The sequence below is a fragment of the Mesorhizobium sp. WSM4823 genome (assembly GCF_055811195.1).
Genome location: NZ_JBVVQL010000004.1, coordinates 136912 through 154333 on the forward strand (window position 1 = coordinate 136912; position 17422 = coordinate 154333).

Here is a 17422-nt window from a genome sequence, read left to right on the forward strand (position 1 = left end):
GATGGCGGTCGCGACCGGAAAGTCCTTTGCCAGCCGTTTCGGCGTCCATATCGCGGTCTTCATCTTCGTCGCGATCTGGACCATCCCGACACTTGGCATTCTTGTCTCGTCGCTGCGCGACAAGGACCAGATCATCGCCTCGGGCTGGTGGAACTCGTTCGCCAGTTCCAGCCAGACGGAAGCAGGCCGGCTGCCACCCGCCTCGGCGCAAATCGAGAAGGACGGCAAGTTCGTCCTCGAGGGCAACATTTTCGGCGACGATGCGGCCCGCGACATCAGCGCCTTCGGCGTCAAGTCGTCGGCGCCGACGCAGTATGCCGCGGGCACGACGGCCGATCTCGGCGACGGCGAGACGTTGCTGCTCAACGCCGACGGCAGTTTCGTCATGACCTCGACGAAGCCCTTCGAGGGCGAGCGCGGCCAGCGCGTCTACTACGCCTCGTCGGCGCCACCGAAATTCACCACCGACAATTATAGGACCGTGTTGTTTTCAGAAGGCATCGGCCGCTCCTTCATGAATTCGCTGACCGTCACCATTCCGGCCACCGTCATCCCGATCCTGATCGCGGCGTTCGCGGCCTATGCGCTGGCCTGGATGCGCTTTCCCGGCCGGGCGTTGCTGATCGCGGTGATCATCGGGCTCCTGGTGGTGCCGCTGCAGATGTCGCTGATCCCGCTGCTGAAGCTCTATAACGGCGTCGGCAGCTTCTTTGGCGTACCGTCGAAAACCTATCTCGGCATCTGGCTGGCACATACCGGCTTCGGCCTGCCCTTCGCCATTTATCTCCTGAGAAGCTACATTGCCGGCCTGCCGCGCGAAATCATGGAATCGGCGCGCATCGACGGCGCCAGCGATTTCGAGATCTTCGTCAAGATCGTGCTGCCGCTGTCGTTCCCAGTATTGGCCTCCTTCGCCATCTTCCAGTTTCTCTGGGTATGGAACGATCTGCTGGTTGCGATGGTTTTCCTCGGCACAGAGGGCGACCAGATCGTGCTGACCGCCAAGCTCAATGCGTTGCTCGGGTCGCGCGGCGGCGACTGGGAGATCCTGACGACATCGGCTTTCATCACGATTATCGTGCCGCTGATCGTGTTCTTCTCGCTGCAGCGCTATTTCGTCCGCGGGCTGCTCGCGGGCTCGGTAAAGGGAGGTTGAGCTCATGCAATCCGCTGTGAAAGCGACGTTGAGCCCCGACCTCGCCGTCGACCGCGACTGGTGGCGAGGCGCCGTGATCTACCAGATCTATCCGCGCAGCTATCAGGACTCGAACGGCGACGGCATTGGCGACCTCAAAGGCATCATCGGCAGGCTTCCCTATATCGCGGCGCTCGGCGTCGATGCCATCTGGATCTCGCCGTTCTTCAAGTCGCCGATGAAGGATTTCGGCTACGACGTTTCAGACTATTGCGACGTCGATCCGATGTTCGGCACGCTGGCCGATTTCGATGCCCTGACCGCCGAGGCGCACAGGCTCGGGCTCAAAGTGATGATCGACGAGGTGCTGTCGCATACCGCCGACATCCATCCGTGGTTCAGGGAAAGCCGCTCGAGCCGCACCAATCCTAAGGCGGACTGGTATGTCTGGGCCGACGCCAAGCCCGACGGCACGCCACCCAACAACTGGCTGTCGATCTTCGGCGGCTCGGCCTGGCAGTGGGACACCAGCCGCCAGCAATATTATTTGCATAATTTCCTGGCCGAGCAGCCTGATCTCAACTTCCACAGCCGCGCGGTCCAGGATGCGCTGCTCGATGTCACCCGTTTCTGGCTGGAGCGCGGCGTCGACGGCTTCCGTCTCGACACCATCAACTTCTATTTCCACAGCCAGGGTCTGGAGGACAATCCGCCGCTGCCGCCCGAAGAGCGCAACGACCAGACGGCGCCTTCCGTCAACCCGTACAACTATCAGGATCACCTCTACGACAAGAGCCGCCCCGAAAACCTCGGTTTCCTCGAACGCTTCCGCGCCCTGCTCGACGAATATCCGGCGACGGCGGCGGTCGGCGAAGTCGGCGATTCACAACGCGGGCTGGAGGTGGTGGCGGCCTATACCGCCGGCGGCAAGCGCGTGCACATGTGCTACTCGTTCGACTTTCTGGCGCCCGAAAAGATCAGCGCGGCCAAGGTGCGTTCGGTGCTGGAGGCGTTCGGCAAGGTCGCCAGCGACGGCTGGTCGTGCTGGGCCTTCTCCAACCACGACGTGATGCGTACTGCCTCGCGCTGGGCGGCCGGTGAAGCCGACCAGACCGCCTATCTCAAGGTGATCTCGGCACTGCTGATGTCGCTGCGCGGCTCGGTCTGCATCTATCAGGGCGAGGAGCTCGGTCTTGGCGAAGCGGAATTGCAATTCGAGGATCTGCAGGACCCCTACGGCATCCGCTTCTGGCCGGAATTCAAGGGCCGCGACGGTTGCCGCACGCCGATGGTCTGGAATGGCGCCGACAGCAATGGCGGCTTCTCCAAGGCAAAGCCATGGCTGCCCGTGCCCACCAAGCACCTTTCGCAAGCGGTCGATGTGCAGCAGGGCGACGACAGCTCGCTGCTCGAACACTACCGGCGCTTTCTCGGCTTCCGCCGATTGCACCCGGCGCTGGCCAAGGGCGATATCGACTTCATCGAAAGCGAAGGCGATACGGTCGCCTTCACGCGTCGCGAGGGCAACGAGCAGATCGTCTGCGTCTTCAATCTCGGCAGCCGACCGGCCGAAATCGATCTCGCCGGACGCTCGCTGCAGCCCTTGCCGGGGCACGGGTTTTCGGGACAGACTGGCGCCGGTTCTATCCGCCTCGGCGGCTACGGCGCCTGGTTCGGGCGCATCGACTAAGTTTGCAATTCACTGGAGGGAACCATGGCCGATGTCACGCTAAGGCAAGTGAAGAAATCTTACGGCAATCTCAACATTCTGCACGGCATCGACCTCGACATAAGGTCGGGCGAGTTCATCGTCTTCGTCGGGCCTTCGGGCTGCGGCAAGTCGACCTTGCTGCGGTCCATCGCCGGGCTTGAGGAAATCACCTCCGGAGAGCTCAGGATCGACGGCGAGGTGGTCAACGACGTGCCGCCGTCGAAACGGGGCATCGCCATGGTGTTCCAGTCCTATGCGCTTTATCCGCACATGACCGTCTACGACAACATGGCGTTCTCGATGAAGATCGGTAAGGAGAGCAAGGCCGAGATCGACAAGCGGGTGCGCCAGGCGGCGGAAATCCTGCAGCTGACCAAATATCTCGACCGCTTGCCCAAGGCGATGTCGGGCGGCCAGCGCCAGCGCGTCGCAATCGGCCGCGCCATCGTGCGCAACCCGAAGGTCTTCCTGTTCGACGAGCCGCTGTCGAACCTCGACGCGGCACTGCGCGTCGCAACCCGCATCGAGATCGCCAAGCTCAAGGAGTCGATGCCTGCCACAACGATGATCTACGTCACCCACGACCAGGTCGAGGCAATGACGCTGGCCGACCGCATCGTGGTTCTCAAGGATGGTCATATCGAGCAGGTCGGCACGCCGATGGAGCTCTACAAGAAACCCGGCAATCTGTTCGTCGCCCAGTTCATCGGCTCGCCGGCCATGAACATCCTGCCGGCGACGATCGACAAATCAGGCAACCCGACCATGGTCAGCCATGTCGGCGGGCGCAAGGCGACGGTGCCGATCGCCACGCCTGCTTCAGCGAAAGGTGCTTCGGTGAGCTTCGGCGTGCGGCCGGAGGATCTGGTGATCGCTAGCGGTGCGGATTATCTTTTCGAGGGAACGGTCGACTATGTCGAGCAGCTCGGCGAGGTCCAGCTTGTCTATGTCGACATCGGCCGCGCCGACCTGCCGCTGGTGACCAAGCTGCCCGGCAATGTCGAGGTCAAGCGCGGGGCAAAGCTGCGGCTGAGTGCGGACGCTGGCGACCTCCACATCTTCGATGCCGACGGGCGGTCCTTCACGCTTCACGAAGCGGAAGCAAAGGCGGCCTGAGAGAGGCCGCAAGACTGCCGATATAAGCAGTTTGGCGAAGCCAAAAACAAGAGCGGCGGGCAAAGCCCGCCGCTCTTGCGCTTTCAAGTCGCTCTAACACTTTGAACCTACGCATCGTGCTTTCCGAAAATCGATTCCGATTTTCGGGCCGATGCGCTAGCGGCCGAACAGGTTCCGGTCGCTGCCCTGCGGGGCGGACTTGTGTACGTCGCCCGACGAATTGAGCAGCTTGTAGACCGGCGAAGCGGTGTTGCGCACCGAAGACGTCTGCGTGTTGTCGACGTTGACGGTCGCCTGCTCGTTGATGTCGGTCCCGCCAACCTTGTCGTTGTTGGCATAGGCGCTGCCGGCAACAAGCAAAAGTGCGGCGGCAGTGAGAGCAATCTTCTTCATTTTAATGTTCCTGGATTTTCATGTTCCACCAGAGCGGCGGGCAGATGCCGCCGCTCTGTTGGAACTGACTGTTAGTTGTTGCCGAAGCGGTCACGGTCACTGCTGTTGACGGGCTTCTCGTCAGCCGGAACCGGATTCTGCGCCAATGCCGAATTCTGAACCGAAGCCGTGTACGAGCTGTCGACCCCAACGGCCGGCTGGTTGGCGCCGTTGGATCCAAAGTTGTCGCTACCGGCAAAAGCGCTGCCGGAGATGGCCAAAATGGCGGCAGTGGCAAGAATGATCTTTTTCATTTCTAGTACTCCAGATTTGTCAGATCCCGAGCGGCAGACTTGGCCGCCGCCTGTCTGGGATCAGCTGTTAATTGTGGGATCAGCTGTTAATTGCCGAAACGGTTACGGTCGGCGCCCTGGACAACGGGCTTTTCAGCGTGAGCCGGCTTCTGAATGGAAGCCGTGTAAGAGCTGTCGACCGCAGCAGTCGGCTGGTTGGCGCCGTCGGACCCATAATGGTCGCTGCCGGCAAAGGCACTGCCGGTGATGGCCAAAACGGCGACGGCAGCAAGAGCAATCTTTTTCATTGTTGGTACTCCAGTATCTTAGTTTTCGGTCCGTCTAGCGGCGTGTCTTGAAAGGAATTCGCGTCGTTCGGACAGGCCCGATGTGGGAAGGCCATCCGGCAGATTCCAATCACGAAGTTGTTCCGTGTGGACCAAGAATCTGCACCTTGAAATTGTACCAGGTGCTTCTATCTGCATCGACTTTGGTTGTTCTTTCAATTACTTAAGCCGAATGCACTATTCGCCCATTTGACGGATTGGCGGACCTGCGTTCACAGCGTTATACACGCATTGTCAACAGAAACGAACCGTTCGGTTCGATTTTAGAAGTGGCTAATAGTCACTTTTGGAAACTGTTAACCTTCTTTGTCTCCGCTACGGGTCGGATTCGATGCCACGACCGCCGGCAATGGCCGCCGAAAAATGGGGTTCCAGCCCTGCTATTGCCAACCTGCAGGTTTGGCCGGCTGTGTCGCGCCGCATGGATACGATGTCGCTTTCATGCCGACAGTCGGCCGGCCGTCATGATTAGATCACACCATCTCAGGTGCCGCTTGGTGACGACGAAGCGGAGAATTGGGAAGCCGGTCAGAACCCGGCGCTGCCCCCGCAACGGTGGTGGAGTTCAAGTCGCAACGGGAGACCACTGGGCCACAAGCCTGGGAAGGTGTCGCGACCGCCCGCAAGGACACTCCAGAGCCCGGAAACCAGCCCGAGGTGTTGAACTCGACTGATCGCGGTGGGCGGTCAAGAGGCGGATAGTTCATGCCGGCCGTTCGCCGGCCTGCGCCGATCCTTCCTCCATCACCACCATAGTCAGTCCTTAGCCAAGAGGACAGGACATGGACACGCGCAACGACATGCTGAGGCTCTTGCACGGCCGCAGGCAAGGCTACTCGCTCGAGCAGCCCTTCTACACCGATGCCGACTTCTTCAAACTCGACATGGAGCTGATCTGGTATCGCGACTGGCTGTTCATCGGCCATGATTGCGAACTGCCGAAGCCGGGCAGCTACATCACCGCCCAGATCGGCGATTATCCGGTTGTGCTGGTCCGCGACCAGCAAGGCAAGATCAATGCCTTCCACAACTCCTGCCGGCATCGCGGCAGCCGCGTCTGCAATGCCGACAAGGGCACGGCGGCGAAGCTCGTCTGCCCCTATCACCAATGGACCTACGAGTTGGACGGCCGGCTTCTGTTCGCCCGCCAGATGGCGGACGGTTTCGACAAAAGCCAGTTCGGCCTGAGGCCGGTCGCTTGCGAGAGCGTCGGCGGCTACATCTTCATCTGCCTGGCCAAGGAGCCCGCCGATTTCGCGCCGATGCGCGCCATGATCGAACCTTACCTGTTGCCGCACCGGCTGCGCGAGGCAAAGGTGGCGTTCGAATCGACTATCGTCGAGAAGGGCAACTGGAAGCTCGTCTGGGAAAACAACCGCGAGTGCTATCATTGCGCCGGCAATCATCCGGAACTGTGCAAGACATTCCCGGAGGCACCGACCGTGACCGGCGTGCAGGGCGCCGACAGCGATCCCGAGATGCTGGCGCACTGGACGAAATGCGAGGCAGCGGGCCTGCCGAGCAAGTTCCGCATCGATCCGGCGGGACAATACCGCGCCACCCGCGCGCCGCTGCTGCGCGACGCCGTCAGCTATACGATGACGGGAAGACGCGCCGTAAAGAAGAACCTTTCCGACAGCGTTTCCACGGACCGTATCGGCTCGCTGCTGCTCTATCACTATCCGACGACCTGGAACCACATCCTCGGCGATCATGCGGTCACCTTCCGCGTGCTGCCGATCAGCGCCACCGAAACCGCCGTCACCACCAAATGGCTGGTCCATAAGGACGCGGTCGAGGGCGTCGATTACGACCTTGCCGAACTCACCCATGTCTGGACCGAGACCAACGACCAGGACCGCCGCATCGTCGAGGAAAACGCTTTCGGCATCCTGTCGCCGGCTTACGAGCCCGGCCCTTATTCGGAACTGCATGAGGGCGGCGTCATCCAGTTCGTCGAATGGTACGCCTCCTTCATCGGACCGCGCCTTGCCGAGGACGGCCGGCCGGCGCTGCGCAGCGTCACCTGAAGAGAAACGTGAAGAGATGAACGCAATGACGGATCTCGGGCTCTACCGCCATCTCGACGATATGGCGCCCTGGAACGACAGGCTCCAGGTTCTGGAAGTGATCGGCGTCAGCGACGAGGCGCCTGACGTGAAGACGTTCACCTTCCGCTCCGACAACCAGACCTGGTTCCGCTACAGACCGGGGCAGTTCGTGACGCTGGAACTGCCGACCAGTGACGGCCCGCTGATGCGGACCTATACGCTGTCGTCCTCGCCGTCGCGGCCGTTTTCGATCGCGGTGACGGTGAAGGCGCAGGCCGGCAGCGTCGGCACGCGCTGGATGTTCGACAATCTCAAGCCCGGCGTTCACGTGAAGGCCTATGGGCCGGCGGGCGACTTTTCGCTGCACAGCCATCCCGCGGCCAAATATCTGTTCATTTCAGCCGGCTCCGGCGTGACGCCGATGATGTCGATGCTGCGCTGGCTAAACGACTGCGCGCCCTGGACCGATGTCGGCTTCGTCAACTGCGCGCGAAAGCCCGAGGAGATCATCTTCCGCAAGGAACTCGAGCTGCTCGGCAGCCGCATGCCGGGCCTAACGCTCGGCTTCATGATCGAAGAGCGCTCCAGCCGCGAGGGCTGGTTCGGCCATATGGGCCGGATCGACGCGATCAGGCTGCCGCTTTTGGCGCCGGATTTTCGCGAGCGGGAAATCTTCTGCTGCGGCCCCGACCCGTTCATGCGCGCCGTGCGGCAGATGCTGGAGGCCGCCGGCTTCGACATGGCCAACTATCATCAGGAAAGCTTTGCGGCTCCAGTGGTGGAGGAAATACCGGCCCCATTTGGTTCGCCGGCAAAGGATGGGCCGGCAGGGGGCGGGGCCGAAGCACCTGCCGAGGCGGCAACGCCGATCCGCTTTTCGCTTTCGGATATCGATGCCGACTGCGTTGCCGGCCAGACCGTGCTGCAGACGGCGCGTGCTTCGGGCGTGCGCATCCCGGCGGCCTGCGAGTTCGGCCTGTGCGGAACCTGCAAGGTGAAAAAGGTCTCAGGCACAGTCGAGATGAGCCACAATGGCGGCATCCTCGATCACGAGATCGATGACGGCTTCATTCTTGCCTGCTGTTCGAAGCCGCTGTCGGCGTTGGAAATCGAGGCCTGAAAGGCAGGCGCCTAGAGCACGTCTGACCGGCATTATGCGACGCATGTCGTTATCGCAAAACCGCTGCACATTTTTGCGCGATATGCATTAAACCCCGTAGCGCTCGGTGCGGATAAGGCCTGCCGGAACGCCGGCATCGATCAGCGCCTGGGCGGCGGCCGATACGAAGGCATTCGAGCCGCAGACAAAGGTGAACCTTGGCGGCGCGGGCAGTCGCACCATCGATTGCTCTATCATCGCAACATCGATCCGCCGTGAATAGTCCGCCGGGCGCCGGGCCGGCTCGCGCGTCAGCGTCAGCACCAGATCGAAGCCGTCCCGGCGATCGTGGAAATCGATCAGCTCGTCGCGAAAGATCACCTCGTCCCAGACCCGTGTGGAAAACACCAACGCCGCCGGCACCGTCGATTTCCGCGCGGAACGATGGCGGATCATCGCCATCAGCGGCACCACGCCCGATCCGCCGCCGACGAGCAAAAGCGGGCCGCCGTCGCTGTCGGACCAGACGAAGTGGCCGCCGAGCGGTCCGCGCAACTCGACCTCGTCGCCGACCGCAGCGACCTCGTGGAAGAAGGGCGAGACCTCGCCGTCGTCGAGCCTTTCGATCGCCAGCTCGATCGTCTCGCCGGCTTCCGGCGCCGAGGCAATGGAGTAGGAGCGGCGCGCCTGATAGCCGTCCGGCGCCGTCAGCCTGACATCGACATGCTGCCCGGCACGATAGGCGAAGGGCCGCGAAGGCTGGAGGAAAAAGCTGGTGACGCGCGGCGTGCGCTTTTCGATGCGCCTGATGGTGACCGTCTGCCAGGGCGACTGCGCCGCCGGCCCGTCGCTCATGGATCGCCCGTATAGCGCTGCTCGCGCCACGGGTCGCCATAGATGTGATAGCCGCGCAACTCCCAGAAGCCAGGCTCGTCGCGCTCGGTGAACTGCAGCCCGTTCAGCCATTTGGCCGATTTCCAGAAATAGAGATGCGGAACCAGCAGCCGCGCCGGGCCGCCATGGTCCGGCGTGATCGGCTCGCCTTCATAAAGCAGCGCCACCATCGCCTTGCCGCTGGTGAGGTCCTTCGTCGGCACGTTGGTGGTGTAGCCGTCGAACGACAGCGCCAGCGTGAAGCCGGTCGGCGGCTCGATGCCGGCATCCGCCAGAATATCGTCGACCAGCACACCCTGCCAGGCCGTGTCGAACTTGGTCCAAGCGGTGACGCAATGGATGTCGCGGGTCATCTTGCTCATGGGCAAGGCATTGAATTCGGCCCAATTCCACTTCTTGATCGGCCGCGGCCCGTGCTTGAGCGTGAACGACCACTCCTCTGTGCGCACACGCGGCGTCGGCCCGGCCGACAGCACCGGAAACCCTTGCTCGAGATACTGCCCCGGCGGAATGCGCGCATCCGCATCCGTCGGGGGCTTTCGTCCTGAAGAGAAGCCGCGCGTGACCATCGAGACAATCCGTTTGCTTGAGGCCGTTTACCGGCCATCACCAGTCTTCTCGAAGATGCTCTGGCGGGCAACCATAATTTTGGCCGCAACCTCGCGGCAATGCGCCGCTTCAGCCCTTAGCGAAGGGCACGGCGACGAACATCTGTGCGTCGCCGCGTTCGACGAGCAGCAGCACGGATTTTTTTCCAGCCTTCCCAGCCTGGGCGATCGCCTGGTCAGCCTGTCTGGCGTCACGCACCGGCGCCTGGTTGACGGCGACGATGATGTCGCCCGGCTGGATACCGGAAGCCGAGGCCGCCTTGTCAGGATTGACGCTCTCGACCAGCGCGCCGCGCTGGTTGGGCGCCAAGTTCATCGCCTGTCGGACATCCGGGGTGACGTCCATCAGACCGAGGCCGATCGCCGGCGCACGAAGGCCCGGCTGTGCGGACGGTGCCTCCGGTCCGCCGCCGACTGATGCCGGCTGCACATCGTCTCCATTGCGCCCGACGTCGACGGAAATTTCGACAGTCTTCCCTTTGCGCCAGACATCGAGCGTTTCCGTGGCGCCCGGCGCGACGTCGGCAACGGTACGCGACAGGTCCTTGGGATCCTTTATCTGTTGACCGGCAAAGCTGGTGACGACGTCGCCGGTCTCGATCCCGGCTTTTGCTGCCGGCGAGCCGTCGGTGACCTCGGAAACCAATGCACCGCTGGGCGGATCGAGGCCGACGGCGCTCGCCACATCCGGCGTCACCGGCTGGATCTGGACGCCGAGATAGCCGTATTGGATGGAGCCGCCCTTCATCAGCTTGGCGACCACCTTCTGAGCCTGGTCCGACGGGATGGCGAAGCCAACGCCGACGCTGCCGCCATTCGGCGAAAAGATCGCCGTGTTGATGCCGACGACGTTGCCGCGCACATCCATCAGCGGACCGCCTGAGTTGCCGTGGTTGATCGGCGCGTCGATCTGAATGAAATCGTCAAACGGCCCGCTGTGCAGATCGCGGCCGCGCGCCGAGACGATGCCTGATGTAACCGTGGTGCCGAGACCGAACGGGTTGCCGAAAGCAAGCACCTGGTCGCCCGGCATGAGCTTGTCGGAGTTGCCCCATTTGACGGTCGGCAGGTCCTTGTCGGATTCGATCTTGAGGACAGCGAGGTCGTTCTTGGCGTCTTGGCCAACCAGTCTGGCAGGAAGTTCGGTACCGTCGTCGAGCGTCACCTTGATCGACGTGGCGCCATCGATGACGTGATTGTTGGTGACGATGGTGCCGTCGGCGGCGACAATGAAGCCGGAGCCGAGCGCCTCTGCGCGAGGCGCCTGCTGAGGTGGCGTCCTGGGGCCGGGCAGTCCCTGGTCGCCGAAGAACTGACGGAAATAGTCGTCGAAGGGTGAACCGTCGCCGAAGGGAGCAGCGTCGCTCATGGTCTCCGACTGTGCCTTCATGACGGTGGTGATCGTCACCACTGCCGGTTTGTCGGCCGCGACGATCGGGGCGAACGATCCATTGGGCACCGTGATGCCGGTGACGGGAGGCGTCACTGTTTCTGCCAGAGCACTACTCAGCTTGGGGGCGAGGGGCACGATTAAAGGGCTGACGATCAGTGCGGCGCCCAGCAAGGCGGCGACGCGATGTCTGCGAAGAATATGGATGGGTGACATGGCCGTTGTCCGGGCGAGAAATTGGTTGGGCACCGTGGCGTTCCGGCTGGGGAACCGCCCATTCGGCGTGTCGAGGGTCGCCTGCCTGTCTCGCCTGGCGCGGCAGCCGACCGGATCGACAGCCTCCGCATCTAGGGCGCCGATTGGGGTTTCCAGATGATATTACGAAGATTTAATATACGGGTGGGTGTCGCCCGCGGGCGATGCGCAGAAACCCGAAAACAAAAAACCCGCCTCGGCGGCGGGTCGTAGGCGCAGTCAGCACCACGAATAAATTCATAGCATAACTGCCGTCACAAGTCAAGCGAAATTGTTGGCAACCAGAGCCCAATCGCTTGGGTGGCGGTGGGTTGGCGAAAGCCGCGATGACCGCCACTCCCCCTTGCGGGACCCCTGCGGGGAGATCGGCGGCTTCGCCGACGGCGCCTGTCCGCGTCTCTTCCCGCCCTGCCGGAGCCTCTTATCCGCCGATCCCGTCTGTTCGCCTGAGATAGGCGGTGGCGATCTCGCGCATCCGTTTTGCATCGAAGCTCGGGCCGTGGCCGCCATGGCCGATGCGGATGGGCAAATCGAGCAGCCGCTGCATGGTGCTGCGATAGGCTGGTCGGTCGGAATCCGGCAGGTCGTCGATCAGCACGGCGTCGTAGATGGCGTCGCCGGCGAAGAACAGGCCGTCGGCCTCATCGAACAGCGCGATCGAATCGGGCGAATGGCCGGGCAGATGCAGCACGCGGAACTGCCTATCGCCGAGATCGATCAAATCGCCCTCGTCAAGCGTTCGCGTCAGCGGGGCCGGTGGAATTTTGTAATCGGCCGCTTTCCAGCCGGGCGCCGGCAGCTTCGAGACGGCGCCGTCGAGATCGTGGAACATGTGGGCGTAGGTGACCGCTTCGTCCATGCTGTCGAAATGCGCGGCACTCATCCTCGGCCCTGCCCGCAGCGGGAATTCGTGCAGCGAGCCGACATGGTCGAGATGGATGTGGGTGGCGACGACGAGCAGCGGCTTGCCATCAGGCGTGTCGATCTCAGGCGCCAGCGGACAAAGCCCCATACCGGTGTCGACGAGCAGGTCGACGTCGCGGCCACGCAGATGCCAGATGTTGGCGCGCACGAAATCATGCACGAACGGCTCGGTCAGCATCGTCGTATCGGCGTCGACGACGGTCTTGCTGAACCAGTCAGTCATCGCAAGAGACCCGGCATCAGACGAACGGCTTCCCGACCTTGTATTTCTCGGGGACCAGCCGCTTCAGATAGGCCATGCCCGCATCAGAGAGCTGGTTGACATCAGGCTTCATAAAATCGTCAGGCATATGGCGCGTCTTGCCGGCGACATTTTTCAGCGGCACTTTCTTCAGCACGGTTTTTTTGCCGTCATATTGCAGCGCCACCGAGCCGCCGCCCTGTTCGGCCACCGAAACGGCGAAGGCGCCGGCGTCGAAAGCTTCCTGCGCATCGACGGGATTGATAGCGCCGACATAACCGCGCGGCATGTAGCCGAGTGCATCGACACGCGCCCGCTTGCCCGGCAATCCTTCAGCCAGCGCACGCTCGAGGGCGGCCGGCAGGTCGCTACCCGACAGCTTGACGTTGCCATGTGCGTCGCGCTCCAGTTTGTCCGGCGGGACGAGGCTTTCGACCAGCGCCTTGCCGTCGGCAGTGCTGACGCCTTCGGAGACTGCAACGATGCAGCGCTTATGGCGGTCGAGCGTGGCGCGCACGTCGTCGATGAAGCTAGCGGCCGAGAACGGACGCTCCGGCACATAGACGAGATGCGGGCCGCTGTCGGGGTCGAGCTGCCATGCTGCAGCGGCGGCGGTGAGGAAGCCGGCGTGCCGCCCCATGACGATGCCGACATAGATACCGGGCAAAGCGCGAAAATCGAGGTCGACGGAGAGAAAGGCGCCGGCGACGAATTCGGCCGCCGAAATGAAGCCGGGCGTGTGATCGTTCTCCTCGAGATCGTTGTCGATGGTTTTCGGCGCATGGACGAAAGCGATCTTGCCGCCGGCGGCGTCGGTCAGTATCTGCTGCGTGCCCGACGTGTCGTTGCCGCCGATGTAGATGAAGGCGTCGGCGCCGGCCTTCTTCAGCCCGTTGAGGATGATCTCGCAATAGGCCTCATCCGGCTTGTCGCGGGTCGAGCCAAGGGCTGCGCTCGGCGTTGCCGCAATCAGCCGCAACCGGTCCTCGGCAATTGCCGAAAGATCGACATAGTTGCCGTCGCGGATGCCGCGCACGCCATGGATGGAGCCTAGAACCTTGGCGCCGGGATGCCGTTTGCGGATCTCGAGCGCGGCGCCCACCATCGTCTGGTTGATGACGGCGGTCGGGCCGCCGCCTTGCGCGATCACAAAAGTTCCTGGCATCGTTCAGTTCTCCCGAGCAGTGAAATTGCAGGCACATTCGCCTGTCTTGCGAGATCACGCAACGGGAGAGTCTGGAGCAGTATCTTGAGATGAAGGACCGCCTCTGTGAAAATTGGAAACCAGTTTTCCGCAGCATCAGGCGACGACGACCGGGTTTTCTTCGTGGGGGTAGCCGTCTTGATTTCGAGATCGATACGGTGGAATAGAGCCTAATATTGGAAACTTGAGGCGGGCGATGGCTGGCTTATATGGGTAAAAATCACTTTAATACATTACGCTTGTCTTCGCGATGACAATACGGTATATAAGACGTCGCTTCTAAAAGCTGCCGATCGCGACGTCTCGGAATTTTTGTTTCATCATAAAGTAGAATACACCGCGAACAATATTTTCTAGCGATTTATTGGCCATTATTATCGTCACGAATAACCGATTAGACTTATTTTCAAGCGGCCCTGAACCCTATTTTTCTCTTATATATTGAATTTATATATCGCGCTCTTACTTTCCTGGGGGGACAAAGTTTTGCGCCTTATTTATGCAATTTTGCGGGCGACAGCTATTTTGACCGCTATACCGGTCTTGTTTTCCTGTGCCGGACGACCGACGACCCAGCAGGTCACGCGTCTCGATACCGCTCGCATCGCCCAGGCAATCAGATGCGAAATGCGCGATGCGTTCATCACGCTACTGGGCGAAGCCCTCACACGCCACCTTGAAAATCGAGAGGTGGCCGCGAGTCTGAGCCGCGAACGCCTCATTCGGCTCGTGCCCGCGCATATCGGCGCGGCTGAAAAGGAAGACATTTGGGTATGGAGAGCCAATTATGAGTCCGAGGCTTTCCAGGCGTTCCTCACTTCCGGATACAGGGGTTTGCCAGTCGATGATCCAGAGATCAGGCAGGTTGTCGAGACTTACTCCAAAGCCTTTATCGCCTACAAATTCGTCTTCGACATGACACAGACTGATGCCTTGGGTGCCAATGTCGACCTTCTGAGCGTTGTTAGCCGAGGAACGCTAACGACCACCATTGGTGGGTCGTTTGAAGGCAAACGCCGGGCGAAACGCGAATTCGTGTTAGGTGACCGCGTCGACGAGTTGCTGACGAACCGCCCGACGATCCGGGAATGCAACAGGTTCAGGCAGGAACGACCGGGCGAGCCACTGCCAAATGGCGCTTACCCGATTGCCGGCAAGCTAGACCTCATTGAGATCATTAGGAGCTTCATCACATCCAATCAGTCGGGCAATCTCATTGGACAATTGTCGGATGCCGAGTTGCTTGTGGCATCCGGCAAACCGCCGCTGCCTACTCTGAGCGATACGCTTGTGTTCACCACGACATTGACAGGCGGCATCTCCCCCAAGCTTGAATTGAGCCAACAGGCGAGAGGCACAGATGTAAAAGGGGCGCTGCTGCGCGCCAACCGGGAAAGAGTCGACGTGCATACGCTCACGCTGGTGATGCAACTGCCGTCGCTCGGCGGGCCAACTGTGGCAGAAGCAAGAAGCGATGCCGAAGCGAGCCAAAAGTTCCGGCGTCAAGCGGCAGAAAGTGCTCGCGAACTCAATCGCCTAGAGGATCAAGACAAAGATCAGAGAATATTGGACCTTATTACCGGCAGATAAATCCGAGATTTGGCGCGGGAGGAAAGAAATATGGCTAGGGCGACCAGAATGACCAAGCGAGTGAACTCACTGCAAACAGATGAGGAAGGTTCCCGGATCAAACAGGGACAGCGCTACACAAGAGAACTTTTGATAGAAGGCGTCGTACTACATGTGCGGGCGATCATTGAACAAGGACGCACTCGGGAGTTTCTGGACGCCTGCAAGAAAGCGGGATTTGCCACGTTGAAAGGGCCGCCAGGCATCGTCACGTTCACACAAGACTTTATTGCCGCCGCTCCGCCCGCCGCCGCTCCGACCAATGAGGGGATGGACCCAACAGGACGCGTGCAGGGTGAGCGGTTTGTGGAAGCCGTTTTAAGGAAGCCCAAAATCGATCACTGTTAACTTCCGGTTCTTGGTGATCAAGGAACCGCGGCCGGCCAAATCTGCCGGTCTTCTAGTTTCGGCTCGGCGAAGATTGCGTCTTGGACAAGGCGGCAAGCGGCCAAACATAGCGGCCGCACGTCAGACGACGACGACCGGGTTCTTCCTGGAGACGCGGCTGTAGAGGTCGATGATGTCCTGGTTGATCAGGCGAACGCAGCCCGACGACATCGCCTGGCCGATGCTCCACCATTCGGGCGAGCCGTGGATGCGATAGCCGGTGTCCTGGCCGTTCTGGTAGATGTAAAGGGCGCGCGCGCCGAGCGGGTTGTCGAGGCCGCCAGGCTGACCGCCCTGCCATTTCACCAGTTCCGGCTTGCGGGCGATCATCTCGGCCGGCGGCGTCCAGGTCGGCCATTCCTTGCCGTATTGGATGTTGGCGCGGCCGGACCAGCGGAAGCCTTCCTTGCCGATGCCGACGCCGTAGCGGATCGCGTCACCGCCGGGCTGCACCAGATAGAGCAGCCGCTCCTGGGAATGGACGACGATGGTACCGGGTTGCTCGCCGGTCGGGTCGACGACGATCTGGCGTCGGAACTCCGGCTTGACCTTGAGGTAAGGCACTTCCGGCAGCGTGAAGCCGCCATCGGTGACGGAGGCATACATCACACCAGGGCTGGTGATGTTCTTGTCGACGCTGATGCTCGGGCGGACAGGGGTGATCGCACCGGTGGTGACGCCGTCAAGTTGCAGCGATGGCAAATCGAGCGTCTGGCTGCAGCCGGCAACGCCGAGCAGCGCCAGCGCCCCGGCGCCGGACAGCACCGCACGGCGGGAAAGCTGGTTTTCGGAAATTTCGATTTCGACGGCGTCGCCTTTGTACGGCGGCGTCAGACGTTGCGGCAACTCACGCATGTACTCAAACCCTACGCTATCGGCGGGAAACACGGTCCGGCCGGATCGAAGCATTTTTACCAATCATGGTTGAAAAAGCGTGAAGACGTCTTGCCCTGGCTTAACCTCCTGGCCGAACGGTCGTGCCGTAGTTTTCGATGCTGCCTCTTTACATCTTCGCCGGGTCAAGGATTTATCCTCTTCTTTAAGCCCAAGGAGACGAGCATGTCCTTCGAAAACTGGGCCGCCTTTGTCGCGGCCTCGACGATCCTTCTTGTCATTCCCGGCCCGACCATACTTCTGGTCGTGTCCTATGCACTCGGCCAGGGCTGGCGCACGGCGCTGCCGATGGCGGTCGGCGTGGCGCTTGGCGACTTCACGGCGATGACACTGTCGATGCTGGGCATCGGCGCGCTGCTGGCGGCGTCGGCCACCGTGTTCACGGTGCTGAAGGTGATCGGCGCCTTCTATCTGATCTATCTCGGCATAAAGCTGTTTCGCGCCGGCGGCACGCTCAAGGCCGAGCCGCGCCTCGATGCGGTCTCCTCGGCCAAGATGATGGCGCATGCTTGGCTGGTCACTGCGCTCAACCCGAAGAGCATCACCTTCTTCGTCGCCTTCCTGCCGCAGTTCCTCGACCGGCATGCCGATTTCTGGACGCAGATGCTGATCTTCGAGACGACTTTCCTGGCGCTCGCCTTCGCCAACGCTTTCGGCTATGCGCTGATCGCCGCAAGGGCGCGCAACGTCGTGCGCAATCCCCGGGCGATCCGCATCTTCAACCGCACCGGCGGCACGCTGCTGGTCGGCGCCGGCATCGCCACGGTGGCGATGCGCTCAGGTAACTAGAGCAAGATGGGGCGGGCTCTTTCTTTTAGTGGACCATGATCTTGTCCGAAAACCGGTTTCCACTTTTCGGGATCATGGTCTAG

The 17422-nt window shown here is 61.5% G+C and carries 17 protein-coding genes and 1 riboswitch; of the genes, 8 read left to right on the top strand and 9 right to left on the bottom strand.

The features are described from left to right. The first annotated feature begins 1 nt into the window (after position 1). The 3 genes from AC0L26_RS12615 to AC0L26_RS12625 are packed head-to-tail and all read left to right on the top strand — an operon-like array spanning position 2 to position 3962. Entirely contained in the window at positions 2-1156 is a 1155-nt protein-coding gene (locus tag AC0L26_RS12615; protein WP_473632821.1) for a carbohydrate ABC transporter permease, read from the top strand. A 4-nt stretch (positions 1157-1160) separates the two neighbouring features. After that, positions 1161-2825 (top strand): beta-galactosidase BglA, encoded by a 1665-nt coding sequence (gene bglA / locus AC0L26_RS12620; RefSeq protein ID WP_473632822.1) that lies wholly within the window; start codon positions 1161-1163, stop codon positions 2823-2825. A 24-nt stretch (positions 2826-2849) separates the two neighbouring features. After that, the gene (locus tag AC0L26_RS12625) at positions 2850-3962 is read left to right on the top strand and encodes an ABC transporter ATP-binding protein (RefSeq protein WP_473632823.1); all 1113 of its coding nucleotides are present in this window, start codon (positions 2850-2852) and stop codon (positions 3960-3962) included. 156 nt (positions 3963-4118) lie between these two features. Here the strand turns inward: AC0L26_RS12625 and AC0L26_RS12630 are convergent, their stop codons facing one another. The 3 genes from AC0L26_RS12630 to AC0L26_RS12640 all read right to left on the bottom strand — a co-directional run bounded on the left by AC0L26_RS12630 (position 4119) and on the right by AC0L26_RS12640 (position 4935). After that, a complete protein-coding gene (locus AC0L26_RS12630) occupies positions 4119-4355 on the bottom strand; it encodes a DUF680 domain-containing protein (protein WP_473632824.1) in 237 nt (78 codons plus the stop codon). A 71-nt stretch (positions 4356-4426) separates the two neighbouring features. Beyond that, complete coding sequence (locus AC0L26_RS12635) at positions 4427-4648, bottom strand: DUF680 domain-containing protein (RefSeq protein WP_352926646.1); 222 nt, start codon at positions 4646-4648, stop codon at positions 4427-4429. An 86-nt stretch (positions 4649-4734) separates the two neighbouring features. Continuing rightward, on the bottom strand, positions 4735-4935 hold the full coding sequence (locus AC0L26_RS12640) for a DUF680 domain-containing protein (RefSeq protein WP_473632825.1): 201 nt from the start codon (positions 4933-4935) through the stop codon (positions 4735-4737). A 507-nt stretch (positions 4936-5442) separates the two neighbouring features. Continuing rightward, positions 5443-5644, top strand: a riboswitch (cobalamin riboswitch). A gap of 112 nt (positions 5645-5756) precedes the next feature. Here AC0L26_RS12640 and AC0L26_RS12645 point away from each other — a divergent pair. Together AC0L26_RS12645 and AC0L26_RS12650 are read left to right on the top strand one after the other, a co-directional pair. Further along, positions 5757-7004 (top strand): aromatic ring-hydroxylating oxygenase subunit alpha, encoded by a 1248-nt coding sequence (locus tag AC0L26_RS12645; RefSeq protein WP_473632826.1) that lies wholly within the window; start codon positions 5757-5759, stop codon positions 7002-7004. Between the two features lie 25 nt (positions 7005-7029). Further along, positions 7030-8145 carry an FAD-binding oxidoreductase gene (locus tag AC0L26_RS12650; protein ID WP_473633200.1) on the top strand — a complete coding sequence of 372 codons (1116 nt, stop codon included), beginning with the start codon at positions 7030-7032 and terminating at the stop codon, positions 8143-8145. Positions 8146-8232: 87 nt separating this feature from the next. Here AC0L26_RS12650 and AC0L26_RS12655 read toward each other — a convergent pair whose 3' ends face one another. The 5 genes from AC0L26_RS12655 to AC0L26_RS12675 form a co-directional block, all read right to left on the bottom strand. Beyond that, the gene (locus AC0L26_RS12655) at positions 8233-8979 is read right to left on the bottom strand and encodes an FAD-binding oxidoreductase (RefSeq protein ID WP_473632827.1); all 747 of its coding nucleotides are present in this window, start codon (positions 8977-8979) and stop codon (positions 8233-8235) included. Next, the gene (locus AC0L26_RS12660; protein WP_473632828.1) at positions 8976-9587 is read right to left on the bottom strand and encodes a molybdopterin-dependent oxidoreductase; all 612 of its coding nucleotides are present in this window, start codon (positions 9585-9587) and stop codon (positions 8976-8978) included. The genes AC0L26_RS12655 and AC0L26_RS12660 overlap by 4 nt, the downstream gene beginning before the upstream one ends. Before the next feature lie 109 nt (positions 9588-9696). Then, complete coding sequence (locus AC0L26_RS12665; protein WP_473632829.1) at positions 9697-11232, bottom strand: DegQ family serine endoprotease; 1536 nt, start codon at positions 11230-11232, stop codon at positions 9697-9699. A 460-nt stretch (positions 11233-11692) separates the two neighbouring features. After that, entirely contained in the window at positions 11693-12418 is a 726-nt protein-coding gene (locus AC0L26_RS12670) for an MBL fold metallo-hydrolase (RefSeq protein WP_473632830.1), read from the bottom strand. A gap of 16 nt (positions 12419-12434) precedes the next feature. Beyond that, positions 12435-13601 (bottom strand): diphosphate--fructose-6-phosphate 1-phosphotransferase, encoded by a 1167-nt coding sequence (locus AC0L26_RS12675; RefSeq protein ID WP_473632831.1) that lies wholly within the window; start codon positions 13599-13601, stop codon positions 12435-12437. 525 nt (positions 13602-14126) lie between these two features. On the opposite strand from AC0L26_RS12675, the gene AC0L26_RS12680 reads away from it, so the two are divergent. Beyond that, positions 14127-15230 (top strand): hypothetical protein, encoded by a 1104-nt coding sequence (locus AC0L26_RS12680; RefSeq protein WP_473632832.1) that lies wholly within the window; start codon positions 14127-14129, stop codon positions 15228-15230. Between the two features lie 48 nt (positions 15231-15278). Further along, complete coding sequence (locus AC0L26_RS12685) at positions 15279-15617, top strand: hypothetical protein (protein WP_473632833.1); 339 nt, start codon at positions 15279-15281, stop codon at positions 15615-15617. Positions 15618-15737: 120 nt separating this feature from the next. Here the strand turns inward: AC0L26_RS12685 and AC0L26_RS12690 are convergent, their stop codons facing one another. Beyond that, on the bottom strand, positions 15738-16511 hold the full coding sequence (locus AC0L26_RS12690) for a L,D-transpeptidase (RefSeq protein WP_473632834.1): 774 nt from the start codon (positions 16509-16511) through the stop codon (positions 15738-15740). 204 nt (positions 16512-16715) lie between these two features. On the opposite strand from AC0L26_RS12690, the gene AC0L26_RS12695 reads away from it, so the two are divergent. Continuing rightward, positions 16716-17339, top strand: a complete 624-nt coding sequence (locus tag AC0L26_RS12695) for a LysE family translocator (RefSeq protein WP_354489625.1) — start codon at positions 16716-16718, stop codon at positions 17337-17339. The last annotated feature ends 83 nt before the right edge of the window (positions 17340-17422 follow it).

Excerpts from the sequence above, each read along its gene's own strand:
- AC0L26_RS12630 (WP_473632824.1), bottom strand. The coding sequence starts at position 4,355 with ATGAAGAAGATTGCTCTCACTGCCGCCGCACTTTTGCTTGTTGCCGGC.
- AC0L26_RS12685 (WP_473632833.1), top strand. The coding sequence starts at position 15,279 with ATGACCAAGCGAGTGAACTCACTGCAAACAGATGAGGAAGGTTCCCGG.
- AC0L26_RS12670 (WP_473632830.1), bottom strand. The coding sequence starts at position 12,418 with ATGACTGACTGGTTCAGCAAGACCGTCGTCGACGCCGATACGACGATG.
- AC0L26_RS12690 (WP_473632834.1), bottom strand. The coding sequence starts at position 16,511 with ATGCGTGAGTTGCCGCAACGTCTGACGCCGCCGTACAAAGGCGACGCC.
- AC0L26_RS12660 (WP_473632828.1), bottom strand. The coding sequence starts at position 9,587 with ATGGTCACGCGCGGCTTCTCTTCAGGACGAAAGCCCCCGACGGATGCG.
- AC0L26_RS12695 (WP_354489625.1), top strand. The coding sequence starts at position 16,716 with ATGTCCTTCGAAAACTGGGCCGCCTTTGTCGCGGCCTCGACGATCCTT.
- AC0L26_RS12675 (WP_473632831.1), bottom strand. The coding sequence starts at position 13,601 with ATGCCAGGAACTTTTGTGATCGCGCAAGGCGGCGGCCCGACCGCCGTC.
- AC0L26_RS12650 (WP_473633200.1), top strand. The coding sequence starts at position 7,030 with ATGACGGATCTCGGGCTCTACCGCCATCTCGACGATATGGCGCCCTGG.
- AC0L26_RS12655 (WP_473632827.1), bottom strand. The coding sequence starts at position 8,979 with ATGAGCGACGGGCCGGCGGCGCAGTCGCCCTGGCAGACGGTCACCATC.
- AC0L26_RS12640 (WP_473632825.1), bottom strand. The coding sequence starts at position 4,935 with ATGAAAAAGATTGCTCTTGCTGCCGTCGCCGTTTTGGCCATCACCGGC.
- bglA (WP_473632822.1), top strand. The coding sequence starts at position 1,161 with ATGCAATCCGCTGTGAAAGCGACGTTGAGCCCCGACCTCGCCGTCGAC.
- AC0L26_RS12615 (WP_473632821.1), top strand. The coding sequence starts at position 2 with ATGGCGGTCGCGACCGGAAAGTCCTTTGCCAGCCGTTTCGGCGTCCAT.
- AC0L26_RS12645 (WP_473632826.1), top strand. The coding sequence starts at position 5,757 with ATGGACACGCGCAACGACATGCTGAGGCTCTTGCACGGCCGCAGGCAA.
- AC0L26_RS12635 (WP_352926646.1), bottom strand. The coding sequence starts at position 4,648 with ATGAAAAAGATCATTCTTGCCACTGCCGCCATTTTGGCCATCTCCGGC.
- AC0L26_RS12665 (WP_473632829.1), bottom strand. The coding sequence starts at position 11,232 with ATGTCACCCATCCATATTCTTCGCAGACATCGCGTCGCCGCCTTGCTG.
- AC0L26_RS12625 (WP_473632823.1), top strand. The coding sequence starts at position 2,850 with ATGGCCGATGTCACGCTAAGGCAAGTGAAGAAATCTTACGGCAATCTC.